Origin of the sequence: Brakhagea slesvicensis, assembly GCF_052161625.1 — a bacterium.
Lineage (GTDB): Bacteria > Planctomycetota > Planctomycetia > Pirellulales > Pirellulaceae > JBKCUI01.
Window position 1 is genome coordinate 1,607,763 of record NZ_CP197412.1, and the last position, 16,885, is coordinate 1,624,647.

The window sequence follows — 16,885 nt, forward strand, 5'->3', positions numbered from 1 at the left end:
AGCGTGGACGAAATCCAAAGCACAAACGCTTTAAAGAGGTGGTCGGGTTCGCTCGGCCACCTTCTTTCGTTTGGGTTCTCTTTCCGAGAAGAGCCTGTGCACGTTCTCGAATGAGAGATTCCTTGCTTAGGCTACGCGCGGTGCCGCTGCACGTATCGTGGGCTACAATCTCCATCCCGAGAGCGCGTTCCCTCTCCTCCCATCCACCCGCGTCCTTCCTCCCCTCCATCCCTTCACGAGGCATCACCGTGACCCTTGTCGCGACTTGGGACGATATCGTCGCAGCCGAACATCGCATCCGTCCCTTCCTCTCTCCTGCCCCATTGATCCGCTCCTACGCACTGGAACGTGCGTTGGGCCTTCCTACCCATCGACGGGTTTGGATCAAAGACTACGGGTGGACGCCGGTCGGGTCCTTTAAAGTTCTCGGGGCGCTGAACTGGACGGCTTGCCATCTCCACGATTTGACGAATCGTCCAATCACGGCCCATTCCTCCGGCAACTTCGCATCGGGGCTATCCTTTGCCTCCCAGCAGTTTGGCAAACGAGCGATCATCGTCATGCCCGAAACGGCGCCTCGGGTGAAGTTCGATTTGACCCAACGGTTCGGCGCGGAGATTCGAACTTATGACATCACTACCGACCACTTGACGGGTACTCGCGACCGAATGGCCAAGGAGATCGCTGAACAAGAAGATGCACTTCAGGCCTCCCCATATGACGACAACCACGTCATCGCTGGAAATGGAGTCGGCGGACTGGAAATCGCGCGATCCCTGATGCAGGAGGGCCGATCGCCTTCCCACTTTATTTGTGCCGTGAGCGGCGGAGGGCTTATGGCCGGTCACGCCTTGGCGATGAAGCATGAGTTTCCGGGCGTGCAAGTCATCGCGGTGGAGCCCTCGGGTGCAAACGATTTCCTGCAATCTATGAGCGAGGGGAAACGCGTTCGTGTTGCGGCTCCGCAGAGCATTTGCGATGGCCTTCTTTCTTACGATGTCGGCATGCACAACTGGCCGATACTCCATCGCCATGTCGATCGATGTGTCGCAATCTCGGACGACGAAACCAAACGGGCTATGAAATGGTTGTGGGACTTTCACGGTCTGCGGACAGAACCTTCCGGAGCGATCACGACAGCCGCACTCCTGCACGCTTCGCTCGACTGGAGTGGCGACGGGGATATTGTCGTGGTCTTGAGCGGACGCAATGTGGATGACGCCGCATTCGAACGATTTTGTCAGGAGGGGTCCCAATGATGGCGAATTCCTCTCCCCAAGTAATCGAGACTTTGTCTCGTCTGATCGAGATCAACAGCGTCAACACCTCGTACGAGGGGGGGCCGGGGGAATTCGAGTTGGCTTGTTGGATCGAGGGATTCTTGCGAGCACGAGGGGTGCAGTGCGAACGGCAGCCGGTTATTCCAGCAAGCGAGTTGCATCGAGAACGATTCAACGTTTTGGCACGTTTGCCTGGTATTCGATCGGACGCATGTTTCATCCTGGAAGCCCACATGGACACGGTCTCCGTCGCGGGGATGGAGATCCCACCGTTTGTACCGAACGAACGTGACGGTCGCCTTTTTGGTCGCGGTGCGTGCGATACGAAGGGTGGATTGGCGGCGATGCTCTGCGCCTTTGCAGATTTTGCAACACTGAAATCGCCCCCTCCCATCGATATCGTGTTGGCTTGTGTGGTGGACGAAGAGTATTCCTTTCAAGGAATCTCGCGGTTCTGCGAAGGGTTGCAATCATCAGGAGTAAGGGGAATCGGAGCCATTGTGGCGGAGCCGACCGAGTTGAGAATTGTCACGGCGAGCAAAGGTGTATTGCGTTGGAAAGTGGTGACCCATGGTGTCGCCGCCCATAGCGCCAAATGCCACTTGGGTATCAATGCGATCTATCCCATGGCCAAGATCCTTCGCTTCTTTGAAGAGGAACAGCAGCGTCTGAGCAAGGGTGAGGCACATCCACTGCTGGGCCCTGCATCCATCAACGTGGGATGCATCCATGGGGGCGTGCAAGTCAACTTTGTTCCGGATCGATGCGAGATCGAAATCGATCGCCGATTGCTTCCGGGTGAGGACCCGCACGAGGTGTGGAAGGAGACGGCGCAGAGACTAAGAGAGCATCTGCGCGACCGTACTGAGATTCAGCTGGAGATCATGCCACCCTATTTGGTCGATGCCGCGTGGTCGGTACCGCAGCACGAGGGCTTTGTCGAGCAATGTCAGCGAGCGGCTCAGAGCTTGGGATGGATCGAAACCCCACTGGGCGTTCCCTTTGGGAGCGATGCGAGCAAGTTAGGCCGTGCGGGTGTACCGACTATCGTCTTCGGACCTGGCTCGATCGATCAAGCGCACTCGGCGGTTGAGTTCGTCGAAGTATCGCAGGTCGAACTGGCTTATCAATTCTATTTGCAGGTGATGCGGCAGGTTCATGCCGGAAGCTGAACTGGTTGCTAGCGTCGGTTCCCACTAAACTCAGGTGCGATGGGCTGGTTCGGTATCCATGTCCACCAGATCGTATTCGGCGTGGTCGACATCCTTTCTTAGGATCAGATAGAGGGCCGCTTGCGAGCACCAGAAGAAGCTAACGCTAAAAGAGGTCAGTAGCAGGGGTACCACGGCGTGAAACATCCAGGTGGTACCTCCGTCGCTGGGTCGGAACGTTGGTCCGGCGGACGCCTCCAGGGCGTTATTGACCAGCGAGTGCCCTGTCGTCAAGAGCATCGTGAAGAGACCGCCCCCACCATAATGAATGAGTTCGAACAAGGCCACGATCAATATCAATAGGACAGGGCGTTGGAATACGTAGGCCGCGGATCGTGAAACACCATCGAACGCGTCCGCTTTCCTTTCCGTCACAATAGCCGCCAATGCCAGCGGAAAGCCGAGCAAGGAAATAGCGCAGATCCATCCGATGGCAAGCGACAGGAGCGAAACAGGAAACATCAAGATGCCAACGATCCAAGGCCCTATGGTTGGGATATTCGCAATCCATCCGAGGATCCAGGGTATCACCATAAGCATGAGGGCGGCGGTGAAAGGCATCGTAACGGCCCAGACCATGGACTGCCAACGTCTGCGAACCAATCGCAGCGTGTCTTTCCAAGGGGCGGGGATGCGTACCCCTGCCTCAACGATCGATCGTCGCAGCAAACAGCCTCCGATGAGGGACCAGATCAAGGCGATTCCCAAAAGCATTGCAGCGGCATAAGCGGTTCCTCGCAGCGTCGGAGCCGCGATCCACGTCGCGAGGGGCATTAAATAGCCCGACCAAACATCGATGTAACGCATATGGGGGCCCAGCGCGACAAAGCCCTCGGCAGCGGTGTCACGCCACGGGAGCTTGCCGATGATCCATTTCTCACCAGCGATTTGTTCCGGCGCAAACAGGAAATAGGCCGCAACCGCGTAGGCCTGGGTTGCCAACAAGCCGGCCATACAAATCAGCAAGTGCGATAAACGCCAAGACATCGTGAGGGTGGCGGTCAGTGGACGCCACCAAGGGGCGGTACGATACCAATCGATCCCGACGTTGGGGACTCGAATATGCTCGGAAGCATTGGGGTCGTTGGATTGTGGGCTCGAAGTCATGATGGTAGGGGCAATCCAGTTGCAGGGCACAGCATTAAAAACGACTCAATCGAAACGCCACTCCCGTGGCGAACTGGGAGGGGATGGTGCCTCTTCCTCTTGATCCTCGGGCTCTGAACTCCCGTGTGGGATACCGATGTCTTCCGACATCCAGCGGTGCAAGTCGGCCAGTTTGCAGCGTTCCGAGCAAAAGGGCATCACCATGGATTGAGGATCGGGGACAAAGGGTTTGTCGCATGTGGGGCAGCGAGCATTTTTATTGCGCGGTTTCATAATCCTAGAGAATACCCGAATTTCGCAATCCTCCAAACGCCCGATCACTCACGAACCCGGCGGAATTGCAGTTCGTGAAACCATAGGTCGTCATTGGGGACATCGAGCTTCAATTCCACCAACTCGCCCGACGCATCGGGGATGAAGAGGATCGATCCATCGTCGTACCAAGCGAACTTGTTTCGCCAACGTATGCGAAATGTGTCGTATTGGATGGGCTCCAGATCAGCAACCATGTTTGGATTGGCTTGAATCCGGAGGACCAAGCGATCGGATTCCCTGGCGGCTTCTTCCGCGGCGACTTTTTCTGCCGCGACTTTTTCTGCCGCGACTTTTTCTACTGCGACTTTTTCTACTGCGACTGTCGCATCCCCCAGGAGTGGGCAGCGAAATACTCCCGCGTAGGAAGCGAGAGGGTGGCTCGGTTTCGTATGGGGGACTTTTGGGGTAACCACTTCGCGAATTCGATCGTAGAACTCTTTGCGAGAGTCCTTATATCTCTTCAGATTCTCCTCGCTCCAGTCCCGGTCCGGAGCACCGAGAGCCATATCGACCGCGCGATAGGCTAACGAGTCCGGGAGTGATGTCATGCTATTGGTTAGCACGATCACACCGAACTTTTCTTCAGGGATCAGGATCTGGTGAGAATACATCCCATCGTATCCCCCTCCATGGCTGACTAATTGCCGTCCCCGATAGTCAGCGAGTCCCCATCCCAAGGCGTAGGAACGGAAATGGGTTTGCGGAATTCGCTTCTTCGAAGCGGCTGATAGGGGAATGATGGTTCTCGATTGCCACATGGCATGAGACGATTCCTTCGAAAATAGAGGTTTCCCTTTCCACTCCCCTTCTTGCAATTGCAGGAGCATCCATTGCGACATGTCTCGGGCGATCGAAATGATCCCTCCCGCAGCCGCCATCGAGTCCCAGTTCATCCAGGGAAGCTCGTCGATGCCAGTCTCTGTATTCTTATGCGGGGAGGCGACGTTGGTCATCGAATCGAGCTTCGTAGTCGACGTAACGCTCCGTTGCATTTGAAGCGGTTCGAGAATGCGTTCTTGCACAAATTCACTCCAAGGCTTCTGTCCGACCTTTTCGACAATCAAACCTGCGGCCAAGTACATAACATTCGAGTAGCCATAGTGCGAACGAAAGGGCCCCGCCTGAGGAAGATGGCGGCACCGAGCAAGGATTTCTTCTGGTGTGTAAGGTGTACCGTACCAGAGCAGATCACCGCTAAAGGTCCCGAGTCCACTGCGATGGCAAAGCAGATCCGCCACCCGCATATCGCTGCTGACATAGGGATCGAATAGACGGAACGAAGGCAAATGATCTTGAACGCGGTCCTCCCAATTCAGCTTCTTTTCCTCGACGAGCATTGCCAAAGCGGTGGCAGTGAACGCTTTGGAATTCGACGCGATCGCGAAGAGGGTATCGCCATCCACCGCTTCAGGATTCGATTGAGAGCGTACTCCGAAGCCTTCGGCGAAGAGTACTTGTCCGTCTTGAACGATCCCGATCGAGAATCCGGGGACCGGCCAAACTTCGAGCGCTTCGTCTGCATAGGCGCGGAATCGCTGGATTCGCGATCTCCTCTCCTCCTCATTGCATTGCAATAACGTTTTGATTGACCGTCCTTGTTCGACAGTTGCAATCGCCTGGGGAGTCTCCTGAGCAACGATGGGTTCAATCCCGCTTGCCAGGAATAGCCATCCGCTCAACCAAGTCAGAGTCAGATGGAAAGAGAGAAAAAAGAATCGCCGGTCGACAGCAATCTTCATCGGATACGCGCTCATGGAGGTTGATTCATTAGATAACACGAAGTGCAACGCAAACGGATTGCACGGCAGAGTAATTGCACCGCAGACTACTAGCATAACCTGAATGAAACCGTTCGGTATTCGGGCCGGTTGCATTGGGGTGTGTCGAAGGCTTTGCAAATGCGGTTACAATGGCGGAATGTTCTTTGAAGCTTGCTGCATGTGTTCGGTACCGCATGGTGAAGAATGAGTTTGTTGTCCCGGTTTCCTTTTCCCCTTTCGATCTCTCAACGCGTTGCGATAAGATCGCTATTGATTGGGGCGTTCCTTGTTTTCGGGTCGATCCTCGCTGGATGCCAGAAGAAAACCACCGACTCGGTCCAAACGATCGCCGTGGTGCAACGCTCCATCGCCTTGCTCGAAAACGGAGCAGAGACCGATAAGGAGGGGAAACTGCTTGGCGAATCACTGGACGGATTCCGAACGATCGCGACTCAATTCCCGACCGATCCGCTCGGTCACCAGAACTTGGCCGTCGCCTTGCTGGTTCGACTGAGACTGTTGGATGAAGCGGAGGCGCCCAAGGAGTTTGCGGCGCTCTCGCAAGAGTTCGAAAAAACCATATTGAAACTTGAGTCACTCGTTCCAGACGAACCGGATGGCGCGACTCTGTTGGGGCGTTTTTATCAACTGCGAGGGAATGCGTCGGGAACGCGAGATGCGTTTCAACGTGCGATCGCGAAGAAGAACGCCCGTCCTGATACCTTCTATCAATTGATCCAGCATTTGCAGACGGAAAGCGATGGGAATCCCATTCCACAACTCCCCGAGCTCTATGAGTCTGCACTCAAGCTGGCACCGACCAATCTCGTTCTGCAAATCGGGTCCTTGGACGCATTGGTCAAGAATCAGAAGGCATCCGCGGCTGCTCATCTCGAGTCGGTTCGAGAAGCGTTGCAACCCGTGATAGCGCGCACCAATTCACCGATCCCCAAACTGCTGGAACGGGCAACCGCAGCGCTTGCGAAGGATGATTGGCGAACCGCGCAGACGCAAGCGACATTTCTTCGCAATGTCCTTCTGGCTGAACTCGCCTATCAAAACGACCTCCATCTCCTTGAGCCCCACGATCTGGAATTTGTCGTTCTCCGATTGAATCAATCGAATCCCCCCGTCTCGGCTCCACCGACAGAACGCAAACAATCCTTTGCACCGAAGTCTTCCTTTTCGTTTCCAGCAGGGGACGCCGTGCAAGCCATGGCCGTAGAGGATTTGGATTTAGATGGGAATCTGGATTTGGTGGTGGTGACGGATAAAGAGTTGAAGGTCTGGAATTCGTCAAACGATCCGCAGGGAAAGACGTTGATGATGGCATCGTTACGCGTTCCGGCGGATGGTGTACGGCTCGGGGACTTGGATCATGATTTTCAATTTCGAAAGGATGTATTGCCTAATTCGGCATTACCCAGCACGGCTCCACCGGATGCCCCTGCGAATCCTTATGCGCAGTGGGTGGACACCGATTTGGATTTGGTCGTCTTCGGGAAAGAGGGACTCCAGCTGTTTCGCAACGACTTGCTCGCCGAGGGAGGAAAGCGGGAACTCGTTGCAGTAGCACTTGGGGATGGGCTAGAGGATCTTCGCAACGTTTCCGACGTCCACTTGATCGATCTCGACCACGATTCCGATTTGGACTTGGCCATCGTCTCCGACGCGGGTGTGACTCTCTGGTCGAATCGAGGCGATTGGACGTTCGCTCCTTTCTCACCCTATTCCACGCTTCCGGGAGCGGAGTCGGGAGCTCGGACGATCCTCGGTATGGATTTTGATCGAAACGTTCTCAATGATTTCTTGGTTGGGATGAATGCAGGGGAACCCATGTTTCTGGGGAACAATCTGCACGGACGCTACTTTCCCCGCAGTTTGAATTGGCCCGATCTTGTTGCAGGTCGCTGCACCTATGTAGAAGCCATCGACGTCGATTCAGACGCTTGTTGGGACTTGGTGATGGGGGGGCTCAACGGAGCTGTATTGGTTCGCATGAAGTCCCTTGGGCGTCAGGCGTGGACACCAGCATCGGCTGAATCCTTGTCAACCGATTCGGTTCACGGTTTGATCACAGGAGATTGGGACAATGATGGTTACCAAGACATCGTTTTGCTCACCACGGGTGGCATGCAATTCTTCTATGGGTCGGTTGATGGAAAACTGACGAAGAACGAACAATCGGCTGCACCGAAAGAAGCCGTTCGACAGACTGTCGCTTGGGACATCGACACCGACGGGGATGACGATCTTGTTTTGTTGACCGCCAACGGCCAGCTGCTGCTTTTGGAGAACAAGGATGGCAATCGGAATCGTCGTATTGAGGTCGTCATCCGGGCCGACGAGGATGGCAAGCAACGGCCTCGAGAGCGTTGCAATATGCACGGGGTCGGGAGTTTGATCGAGCTCAAAACGGGAGGTAAGTATCAATCGAGGATCGTCCGAGGGACCCGCACGACCTTCGGGCTTGGGGATGCGAAATCGGCGGACATCGCTCGCATTCTTTGGACCAATGGGATCCCTAACAATGTGATTGGAATCGGCGAGAGATCCACGATCTTCGATCAACAGAACTTGGGCGGTTCCTGTCCCTACCTCTACACTTGGAATGGAGAGCGATTTGAATTCTGTACCGATTGTTTATGGGCAGCTCCGATCGGTCTGCAGTTTGCGCAAGGGGTAGCGGCACCGACACGGGATTGGGAGTATCTCAAGATCGACGGTTCCTTATTAAAACCCAAGGATGGGGAATATGTCTTGCAGTTGACTGAGGAACTTTGGGAAGCCGCTTACTTCGATTCGGTTCAGTTGATGGCGATCGACCATCCCGCCGACGTCGAGATCTACACCAACGAAAAAGTTGGGCCTGCCGAGTTAGCTCAGTTCAAGATTCATGCGGTCCGAGAACGACGTGTTCCGCATTCGGTGGTAGACCAAAGCGGGAAGGATTGGAGTGCCACGATCCAAAAGCGAGACGGCAGTTACACCCGCAGTTGGACAGAAGGAGTGAATCAGGGATTGGTCGAAACCCACTCGTTGGAAATCGATCTCCATCATGAGGCTTGGAAGGATCGCGGGCTAACACTTTATCTGACCGGATGGGTATTCCCGACTTCGACCTCGCTCAATATCGGAATGACCGAGAACCCGAACAAGCCGAAGTTGAAACCGCCCGCGATCGAAGTTTTGAATGAGGAGGGAGAATGGGTCGAGGTTATTCCCTATGCGGGATTCCCGGGAGGGAAGACCAAAACCATTGCGATCGATCTGTCTGATGCGTTTCTCACCGACGATCGACGAGTCCGATTGGTCACCAACATGGAGCTTTGCTGGGATGAAATCTTCTTTAGTGTTGCCGCTCAAGTAGGCGAGAAAGAACATCAATTAACTCCACTGCCCCTCAAGTCCGCGGATCTCCATTACCGTGGCTTCTCCGCGCTCATCCCGCAACCAGGCAATGCCCCGAAGCGGTACGCTTACGATCAAGTCAGCGAGGAATCCATCTGGCCTCCGATGCTTGGTCGATTCACGCGCTACGGCGAAGTGTCGGAGTTAGTGCGGGATCCCGATGATTTGCAAGTCGTCATGGGGGCGGGGGACGAGATGACCGTTCGGTTTGATGCGGTGGCTGGCGAAGTTCCTGATGGCTGGGTCCGCGACTTCATCCTGTACAACGTCGGATGGGATAAAGATGCCGATTTGAACACGCTTCACGGCCAGAGCGTTGAGCCCCTTCCGTTTCGAGCGATGGAGCGATATCCCTACTCCCCCGAACAATCGTATCCCGATACCCCTCGGCACCGGGAATTCCTGGAGAAATATCAGACCCGCGAGCAGGAATCCCGGCTATTTTGGGATCAGATACGAGACGCCACGAGTGCAAACTAGGGTCCTCACCTTGAAGGACCGCGACAAACTGCTCGCTTCAATTTCTATGGAACGAGTCGTTGTTTTCGAGTCTAATTGTCGGTTAATCTCCGTTAAGCACTCATTGCGGTTCGCAAGACACCTTACGAATCGTCTCTTCTGACCATCCGCTGGAAAAAACGAGAATGAATCAACCGAAGAAACGAAAGTACGTGCCGGCGATCGGTCCGCAGTTGAAGCGGTTGCTGTACGTGTTGTTCGCGATCCTTTCTTTGCTGGGTGCCAACTCCCTTTACTTGGCGACAATCACGTATCTTGAATGGCAGAGCGGGCACACCTATCAGAATCAGTTCTATCTTTACATGTTCCTGGGGCACGTGGTCCTCGGGATCATCTTCCTACTGCCATTCTTGATCTTCGGAATCGTTCACCTTGTCACAGCTCGCAAGCGGAAGAACAAGCGAGCGATTCGAGTCGGTTATGCGTTGTTTGCGATCAGTCTCGTGGTGTTGGTGACAGGGCTGCTGTTGGTACGCATCGGCGACGTCTTCGACCTGAAGCATCCAGCGACGCGAGCCGTCGTCTATTGGTTGCACGTACTGAGCCCGTTGGTTGCTATTTGGCTGTATTGGCTCCATCGATTGGTTGGGCAAAGGATCAAGTGGAAGATCGGGGTTGCATACGGGGCCGCCGCCGTTTCGTTTGTTGCTGTGATGGTTTCCATGCACGCGCAGGATCCCCGTGAATGGAACAAGGTCGGGTCGATCGAAGGTGTTAAATATTTCCAACCTTCTCTATCCCGCACATCCAACGGAGCCTTTATCTCGGCTAAGGTGTTGGACAACGACGAGTACTGCCTCTCCTGCCATGCGGATGCTTACAAGCATTGGGAGCATAGCGCGCACCGATTCAGTTCCTTCAACAATCCTCCCTATTTGGTGAGCGTTCGCGAGACCCGTGAGGTTTCGATGAAGCGGGATGGGAATGTGAAAGCCGCGCGTTGGTGTGCTGGTTGTCACGATCCCGTTCCGTTCTTTAGCGGAGCGTTCGATGACCCTCACTTTGACGATGTGAATCACCCCACCTCGCAAGCCGGAATCACTTGCACGGTTTGCCATGCGATCACCAATGTCAACTCAACACGTGGCAACGCCGACTACACGATTGAAGAGCCGTTGCAGTACCCTTTTACGTTCAGCGAAAACCCATTCCTTCAATGGGTCAATCACCAGTTGATCAAAGCCAAGCCCGAGTTTCACAAGAAAACCTTCCTGAAGGACTTTCATAAATCGTCCGAGTTCTGTTCGACTTGCCACAAGGTGCATCTGCCTTACGAACTGAACCACTACAAAGAATTCTTGCGAGGACAGAATCATTACGATTCGTGGTTGTTGAGCGGTGTCTCCGGGCATGGAGTACGAAGTTTTTATTATCCGCCCAAAGCGGAGAAAGCCTGTGCGAATTGCCATATGGGACTGGTTGAGTCAAGCGACTTTGGTGCAAAGGACTTCGTAGGAGATGGAAAACTATCGATCCACGACCATACGTTTGCGTCCGGAAACTCAGGTCTCCCGTTCATGCGCGGGTATTGGGACAAAGTCGAAGCGCAGCACAAGAAGTTCTTGGATGGAGTCGTGCGTGTCGATATTTTCGGGGTGAAGGAAGAAGGGAAAATCGATGGCAAGTTGCATGCCCCGATTCGACCGGAGATTCCTACGTTGAAGCGAGGAGAAAACTATCTCCTCGAATCGATCATTCGGACTTTGAAAGTAGGCCATGAGTTCACACAGGGGACCGTAGACTCAAACGAAGTGTGGCTTGAAGTCACGCTGGAGAGCAACGGTACTGTTATCGGTCAGAGCGGCGAGATGGATTCGAAGGGAGAGGTGAACCCTCGCTCTCACTTCGTGAATGTCTTCATGCTCGATCGACATGGCAATCGCATCAATCGCCGCAATCCGCAAGATATCTTCACCCCCCTCTACAACCACCAGATCCCACCGGGAGCAGGCCAAGTCGTCCATTACAGTTTCCACGTGCCCGAGGATGTGCAGGGGTCGATCAAAGCGACGGTGAAACTGCAGTATCGCAAGTTCGATCACGAGTACATGGAGATTGTGCACAAGCGGTTGGCGGAGTCGACCAAACCGGAGGATCGAGAGCGCAACGCGGGGGTCAACGTGTCAAATTCGGGCTTGGATGCCGAAGGAAACTACACCAATAATTTGCCAATCCTCACGCTGGCCCAAGACACAGTCACCTTCCCCGTCGAGGGCTTAGAGCCTGTTTCGATGGAGCAAAAATCAGCCATCCCTGTTTGGCAACGTTGGAACGATTACGGCATCGGATTGTTCTTGGAGGGGAAATCGGAATTGAAGCAGGCGGAGGAGGCTTTTAAGGAAGTCGAGAAGCTTGGCCGTTTCGATGGACCGGTGAACTTGGCGCGCGTTTACTTGCGAGAGGGAAGAATCGACGAATCGGCAGATGCCATCCGCAGAGCGGTCGCCTTCGAGGATCCCAAAGCACCGGAATGGACGATCGCTTGGTTCAGCGGTTTGATCAATCGCGAGCAAGGACGATTGGTCGAGGCCGAGGCGAACTTCCGAGCCATCGTTGACCAGACGACAGAAGAACGGAAATCGCGTGGTTTCGATTTCAGCAAGGATATCGAAGCGCTCAACGTGTTGGGACGGACCCTCTTCGATCGCGCGGAGCAATTGCGATCGGAAACCGAGGAACCGAATCGCAAGGCGATGCTTCACGATGCCGCCAAGCAATTCCTACGAACTATCGCCATCGATTCGGAAAACGTAAACGCCCATTACAATCTGGGTTTGATTTATGCGCAGCTCGGTAACAAAGAACTGGAGCGCAAACATAAAGATTTGCATCTCCGTTTCAAACCCGATGACAACGCGCAGGGAATCGCAGTCGGGTTGGCTCGCGAAAAATATCCTGCCGCCAACGAAGCAGCAGAGTCCCTGGTCATTTACCCATTGCAAAAAGAATCTGAGTGATCCGTGATGGCTTCGTCGAATAGCAACAACGAGTTGGAGAATCAAGAATCGGAGCAGGACGACGCTGTGATCGCGAGGGCCTTTAAAGGCTCTGCGATCGTCTTCGCGCTCCTTGCGATCATCGGGGGAGGTGCTTATTTCTATCTTTCCCAAAAGCCCAAGCCCAAGGAGGAGATCGTTCAAGAGACGTCGCTTCCTGATCGACGCGAAATGCCGAAAGTCACGGTTCCAAACGTGAAGTGGACGGATGTCACCGAAGCCAGTCAGTTGGTGGCGTTCGAACACACGAGTGGCGCGACCGGTGAAAAACTCTTACCCGAAACGATGGGGAGCGGCTGCGCGTTCTTCGATTACGATTCCGATGGCGACCAAGACATTCTGTTGATCAACTCTTGCGCTTGGCCACAGGACAAAAAGCCAGACTCCCCAGCGGCCACTCTGAAGCTGTTTGCCAACGATGGAAAAGGGGTATTCACCGATGTCACCTCCGGCTCTGGATTGGAGGTTGAAGTCTACGGCATGGGCTGTGCAATGGGAGATTACAACAATGACGGTCGTGTCGATTTGTTCGTCTCCTGTCTTGGTAAAGATCTTTTGTTTCGAAACGACGGCTCGAAGTTCACCGATGTCACCGATTCAGCAGGCGTAGGTGGCGAGCCAAATGCTTGGAGCGTTTCCAGCGGGTGGTTTGACTACGATAAGGACGGCGATATCGATTTGCTGGTCACTCACTACGTGCAATGGAGCCGCGAACTGGATCTGGCTCAAGAGTTCCGGTTGGTAGGCGGTTCGGAGCGAGCCTATGGGCGTCCCCAGCCGTTCGGTGGCACGTTCCCTTCTCTCTTTCAGAACAATGGAGACGGAACCTTCCGAGACGTATCGAAGGAAGCAGGGCTGCAGGTCCTCAATCCCTCGACCCAAGTTCCGATGGCTAAGTCGCTGGGGTTGGTATTTGAGGATTTCGACGCCGACGGCAATTTGGACTTCATCATCGCCAATGACACAGTTCAAAACTTTCTCATGCACAACACAGGGGATGGAACGTTCGAAGAGATCGGTGCTTTGGCGGGTGTCGCCTTTGACGCCTCCGGCGCCGCACGCGGTGCGATGGGAATCGATGCAGCTGCATTTCGAAACGATGCGTCCATCGGCGTGGCTATCGGTAATTTTGCGAACGAGATGTCGGCCCTTTATGTCTCCCGATCTCGGAATCTCCAATTTTACGATGCGGCAGTTGCCAATGGGTTTGGGCCCGCGACCCGTCTAGAGCTCACGTTTGGAGTTCTGTTTCTGGATTTTGATCTCGATGGTCGACTCGATATTTTTCAAGCCAACGGGCACTTGGAAGAGGACATTGCACGCGTTCAGGCCAGCCAGCATTACGAGCAGCCACCGCAGCTGTTTTGGAATGCTGGTGCACAATTCAGCACGGAGTTCATCAAGTGCCGTGAAAGCGAAACAGGTCCTGATCTTCACAAGCCGATGGTTGGACGCGGGACTGCCTATGCCGATATCGATGGCGACGGCGATCTCGATCTTCTCGTTTCAAGTTGCGGTCAAAAAGCACGATTGCTTCGAAACGATCAAAAGGTGGGGAATCATTGGCTTCGAGTGAAGCTTGTGGGGAAGAAATCGAATCGCGATGGAATTGGAGCCACCGTGGAAATCCGAATGGGGGATGAACGACAAATGCGTCGTGTCAGTCCCACCCGAAGCTACTTATCGCAAGTCGAGTTGCCTGTGACTTTCGGCTTGGGAGCCAAGACCGAAATCGATCGACTCACCGTCACATGGCCTGACGGCTCGGTCCAGGAAGTCCTTCGACCAATCATTGACCAACTTCTTACGATCGAACAGAACGTTCCCTAGATCGAACAGAACGTTCCCTGGTACGCACGCACGCACATACCACTGCCAGCTCCTCACGCACTCCGTGGGTGCCCCCAATTCGTCTAAAGGGTGCCCTCATTTTGTCTACATCGCACTTCATGGGTGCACTTCAATACATCGCACTTCATGGGTGCCCCCAATGCGTTTAGTGGGCGCACTTCATGGGTGCCCCCGATGCGTTTAGCAGTCAGCCGTAGGCGTACACGCCCCTTCCACCATCTCCCCCCATCCTGGGAATCCCTCCCATCCTGGGCACCCCACTTTCGCCCCCTTATCCTCCTTTGCACCTTCGCGACTTTGCGAGAATCCCCCCCAACTCCCCCCAATGCGTGGGTGCCTTCGATTAGCCTTCTTTTGCGCCTCGGCGCCGTTGCGAGAAACGTCCCCCCCAGTAGATCGCTCCCCAAAAGATGGGTGCCTTCTATTCATTGCGTGCCTCCCCAAAAGGTGGGTGCCACCTATTCGTTGTAGCGCCTTGGCGAGAAACCTCCTCGCACCAATCCTCTCTCCTACATGGGTGCCACAATCTCTCCAGAATGCTCGCATTCCCGCAATCCAAAACGCTCCCCAAAAGATGGGTGCCTTCTATTCATTGCGTGCCTCCCCAAAAGGTGGGTGCCACCTATTCGTTGTAGCGCCTTGGCGAGAAACCTCCTCGCACCAATCCTCTCTCCTACATGGGTGCCACAATCTCTCCAGAATGCTCGCATTCCCACAATCCAAAATGTCCTTCCATTTGGTTGCGCAAAAACGTGGGTGCCTTCTATTTGCTCTCCATTGAGCCTCTGCGCGTTTACAAAAACCTCCCCCGGCGCCGCTCCCCCTCGATAGATGGGTGCCTCCTATCCGTTCGCGCTTTCGCGACTTTGCGAGAATCCCCCCAATGCGTGGGTGCCTTCAATCTTCCTCCTCCCCCAAAAGATGGGTGCCTTCTATTCGTTCTCTTCTATTCGTTCTCTTCTATTCGTTCTATTCGCTCGTTGCCACCTATTCGCTCGGCTGAGTGCCTTCGATTAGCTCGCATTCCCCCACTCCAAAATGTTCTTCTATTTGGTTGCAACCCGCTCCCCCATCCCATAACGTAATAGGATCTACACCCCGAACCTCTGGAGAGATCCATCATGTCCAGCACGCTCCGTTCTGAGCAATTCGTTAGCAACGAAATCTGCCTTGTCCATTGCTACAACCGTTGTGTCCGTCGCGCCTTTCTGGCTGGTTTCGATGAGCTCACCAGCACAGACTACTCCCACCGAAGAGAATGGATTCGCCAAAGACTCGAATCCCTTGCCTCCGTCTTTGGTATCGACGTTCTCGAATATGCCGTCCTATCCAATCACCTCCATGTCGTCCTCCGCAATCGTCCCGACGTCGTGGCTACTTGGTCTGACCAAGAAGTTGCCACACGTTGGCTGCGACTCTTTCCTGGTACCCGGATCCTCGATGTCTTGGCCGAGGCCAACGAAGAAGATGTCCGAAGCGCCGTAGCCGATCCAGAAAAGATCAAAGAGTATCGAAGCCGACTCTCCGATATCTCTTGGTTCATGCGCTCTCTCGCCGAAGTCATCGCCAGGCGAGCCAATGCAGAAGACAAATGCACCGGTTGCTTCTGGGAAGGCCGATTCAAAGCCAATCGGCTTCTCGATGAAGCCGGTTTGCTCGCATGCGCCATGTATGTCGATCTCAATGTCCTCCGCGCGAATCTAGCCGAAACGATCGAACTCTCCATCCACACCTCCGTGTACGATCGTCTCCAAGCTGCCAACGGTGCAATGATCGAATCGACGGCTCTGGATCGCGTTCCTTTATCGAAAGAGGAATCGATCAAACGGAGGACCAAGATGACGGTGGAGGAGCAGAAGAAGGCTCGTCAGAACCGTGGCCCCCGTCCTCTGGTCCCCAGAGACGCTTGGCTGGCCCCCTTCACGCTCGACCCCAAGGTGAACTCGTTGGATCCAGAGCCCTGCACCAACGGCCTGCGAGCCAGCAACAAAGGGTTCTTGAACATGAACCTGGAAGACTACGTGAAGCTATTGCGTTGGACAGCGGAGCAGAAGGGTCATCCTCCTGGGAAATTGCATCCGGTCCCCGAATCCTTGAAGCCCTTATTCTCTGGGCTGGGAGTCGAACCCAGCATGTGGTGCGACTTGGTATGGAACTACACGAAGTACTTTGGCACCAGCCGCTGTAGTGGAAGTCCCAAGTCGATGGTAGCCGACGCGGAGCGGACCAACAATCGCTGGAGTCGCGGCCAGCGGCTCGTCGCCGCTTGCTTCGCTTAGCGGCCCTCGGTTAGCAGAAGCTTGCTTGGCCTAGTAGCTGCTCTACCGCCTAGCCGCTCGCTCTGTTACCCCCCCTCGCGGTGCCCACTCCGCCATGGCGCCATGGCGAGAGCCCCGCCTCTCACCTCGCCCGAACTCCAGCACTGGGCCATGTTC

9 protein-coding genes are annotated in these 16,885 nt (G+C 54.6%); 6 read left to right on the top strand and 3 right to left on the bottom strand.

Going from position 1 to position 16,885, the window contains the following annotated elements:
- Positions 1 to 248: 248 nt before the first annotated feature.
- The gene (locus tag SH467x_RS06285) at positions 249 to 1,259 is read left to right on the top strand and encodes a threonine ammonia-lyase (protein WP_482370428.1); all 1,011 of its coding nucleotides are present in this window, start codon (positions 249 to 251) and stop codon (positions 1,257 to 1,259) included.
- Complete coding sequence (locus SH467x_RS06290) at positions 1,256 to 2,452, top strand: M20 family metallopeptidase (protein WP_482370429.1); 1,197 nt, start codon at positions 1,256 to 1,258, stop codon at positions 2,450 to 2,452. Before SH467x_RS06285 ends, SH467x_RS06290 begins: the two co-directional genes overlap by 4 nt.
- Positions 2,453 to 2,482: 30 nt before the next feature.
- Here SH467x_RS06290 and SH467x_RS06295 read toward each other — a convergent pair whose 3' ends face one another.
- The 3 genes from SH467x_RS06295 to SH467x_RS06305 are packed head-to-tail and all read right to left on the bottom strand — an operon-like array spanning position 2,483 to position 5,667.
- The gene (locus SH467x_RS06295; RefSeq protein ID WP_482370430.1) at positions 2,483 to 3,598 is read right to left on the bottom strand and encodes a hypothetical protein; all 1,116 of its coding nucleotides are present in this window, start codon (positions 3,596 to 3,598) and stop codon (positions 2,483 to 2,485) included.
- A 45-nt stretch (positions 3,599 to 3,643) separates the two neighbouring features.
- Positions 3,644 to 3,871: a DNA gyrase inhibitor YacG gene (locus tag SH467x_RS06300; protein WP_482370431.1), complete on the bottom strand. Its 228-nt coding sequence runs from the start codon at positions 3,869 to 3,871 to the stop codon at positions 3,644 to 3,646.
- 44 nt (positions 3,872 to 3,915) lie between these two features.
- Positions 3,916 to 5,667: a serine hydrolase gene (locus SH467x_RS06305; protein WP_482370432.1), complete on the bottom strand. Its 1,752-nt coding sequence runs from the start codon at positions 5,665 to 5,667 to the stop codon at positions 3,916 to 3,918.
- Positions 5,668 to 5,877: 210 nt separating this feature from the next.
- Here SH467x_RS06305 and SH467x_RS06310 point away from each other — a divergent pair, with 210 nt between their 5' ends.
- From SH467x_RS06310 to SH467x_RS06325, 4 genes are all read left to right on the top strand, one after another.
- Positions 5,878 to 9,564: an FG-GAP-like repeat-containing protein gene (locus tag SH467x_RS06310; protein ID WP_482370433.1), complete on the top strand. Its 3,687-nt coding sequence runs from the start codon at positions 5,878 to 5,880 to the stop codon at positions 9,562 to 9,564.
- Between the two features lie 164 nt (positions 9,565 to 9,728).
- Positions 9,729 to 12,560, top strand: coding sequence for a tetratricopeptide repeat protein (locus SH467x_RS06315; protein ID WP_482370434.1), 2,832 nt, complete (start codon positions 9,729 to 9,731; stop codon positions 12,558 to 12,560).
- A 6-nt stretch (positions 12,561 to 12,566) separates the two neighbouring features.
- Positions 12,567 to 14,429 carry a CRTAC1 family protein gene (locus SH467x_RS06320; protein ID WP_482370435.1) on the top strand — a complete coding sequence of 621 codons (1,863 nt, stop codon included), beginning with the start codon at positions 12,567 to 12,569 and terminating at the stop codon, positions 14,427 to 14,429.
- A 1,142-nt stretch (positions 14,430 to 15,571) separates the two neighbouring features.
- Complete coding sequence (locus SH467x_RS06325) at positions 15,572 to 16,729, top strand: transposase (protein WP_482369908.1); 1,158 nt, start codon at positions 15,572 to 15,574, stop codon at positions 16,727 to 16,729.
- Positions 16,730 to 16,885 lie beyond the last annotated feature (156 nt).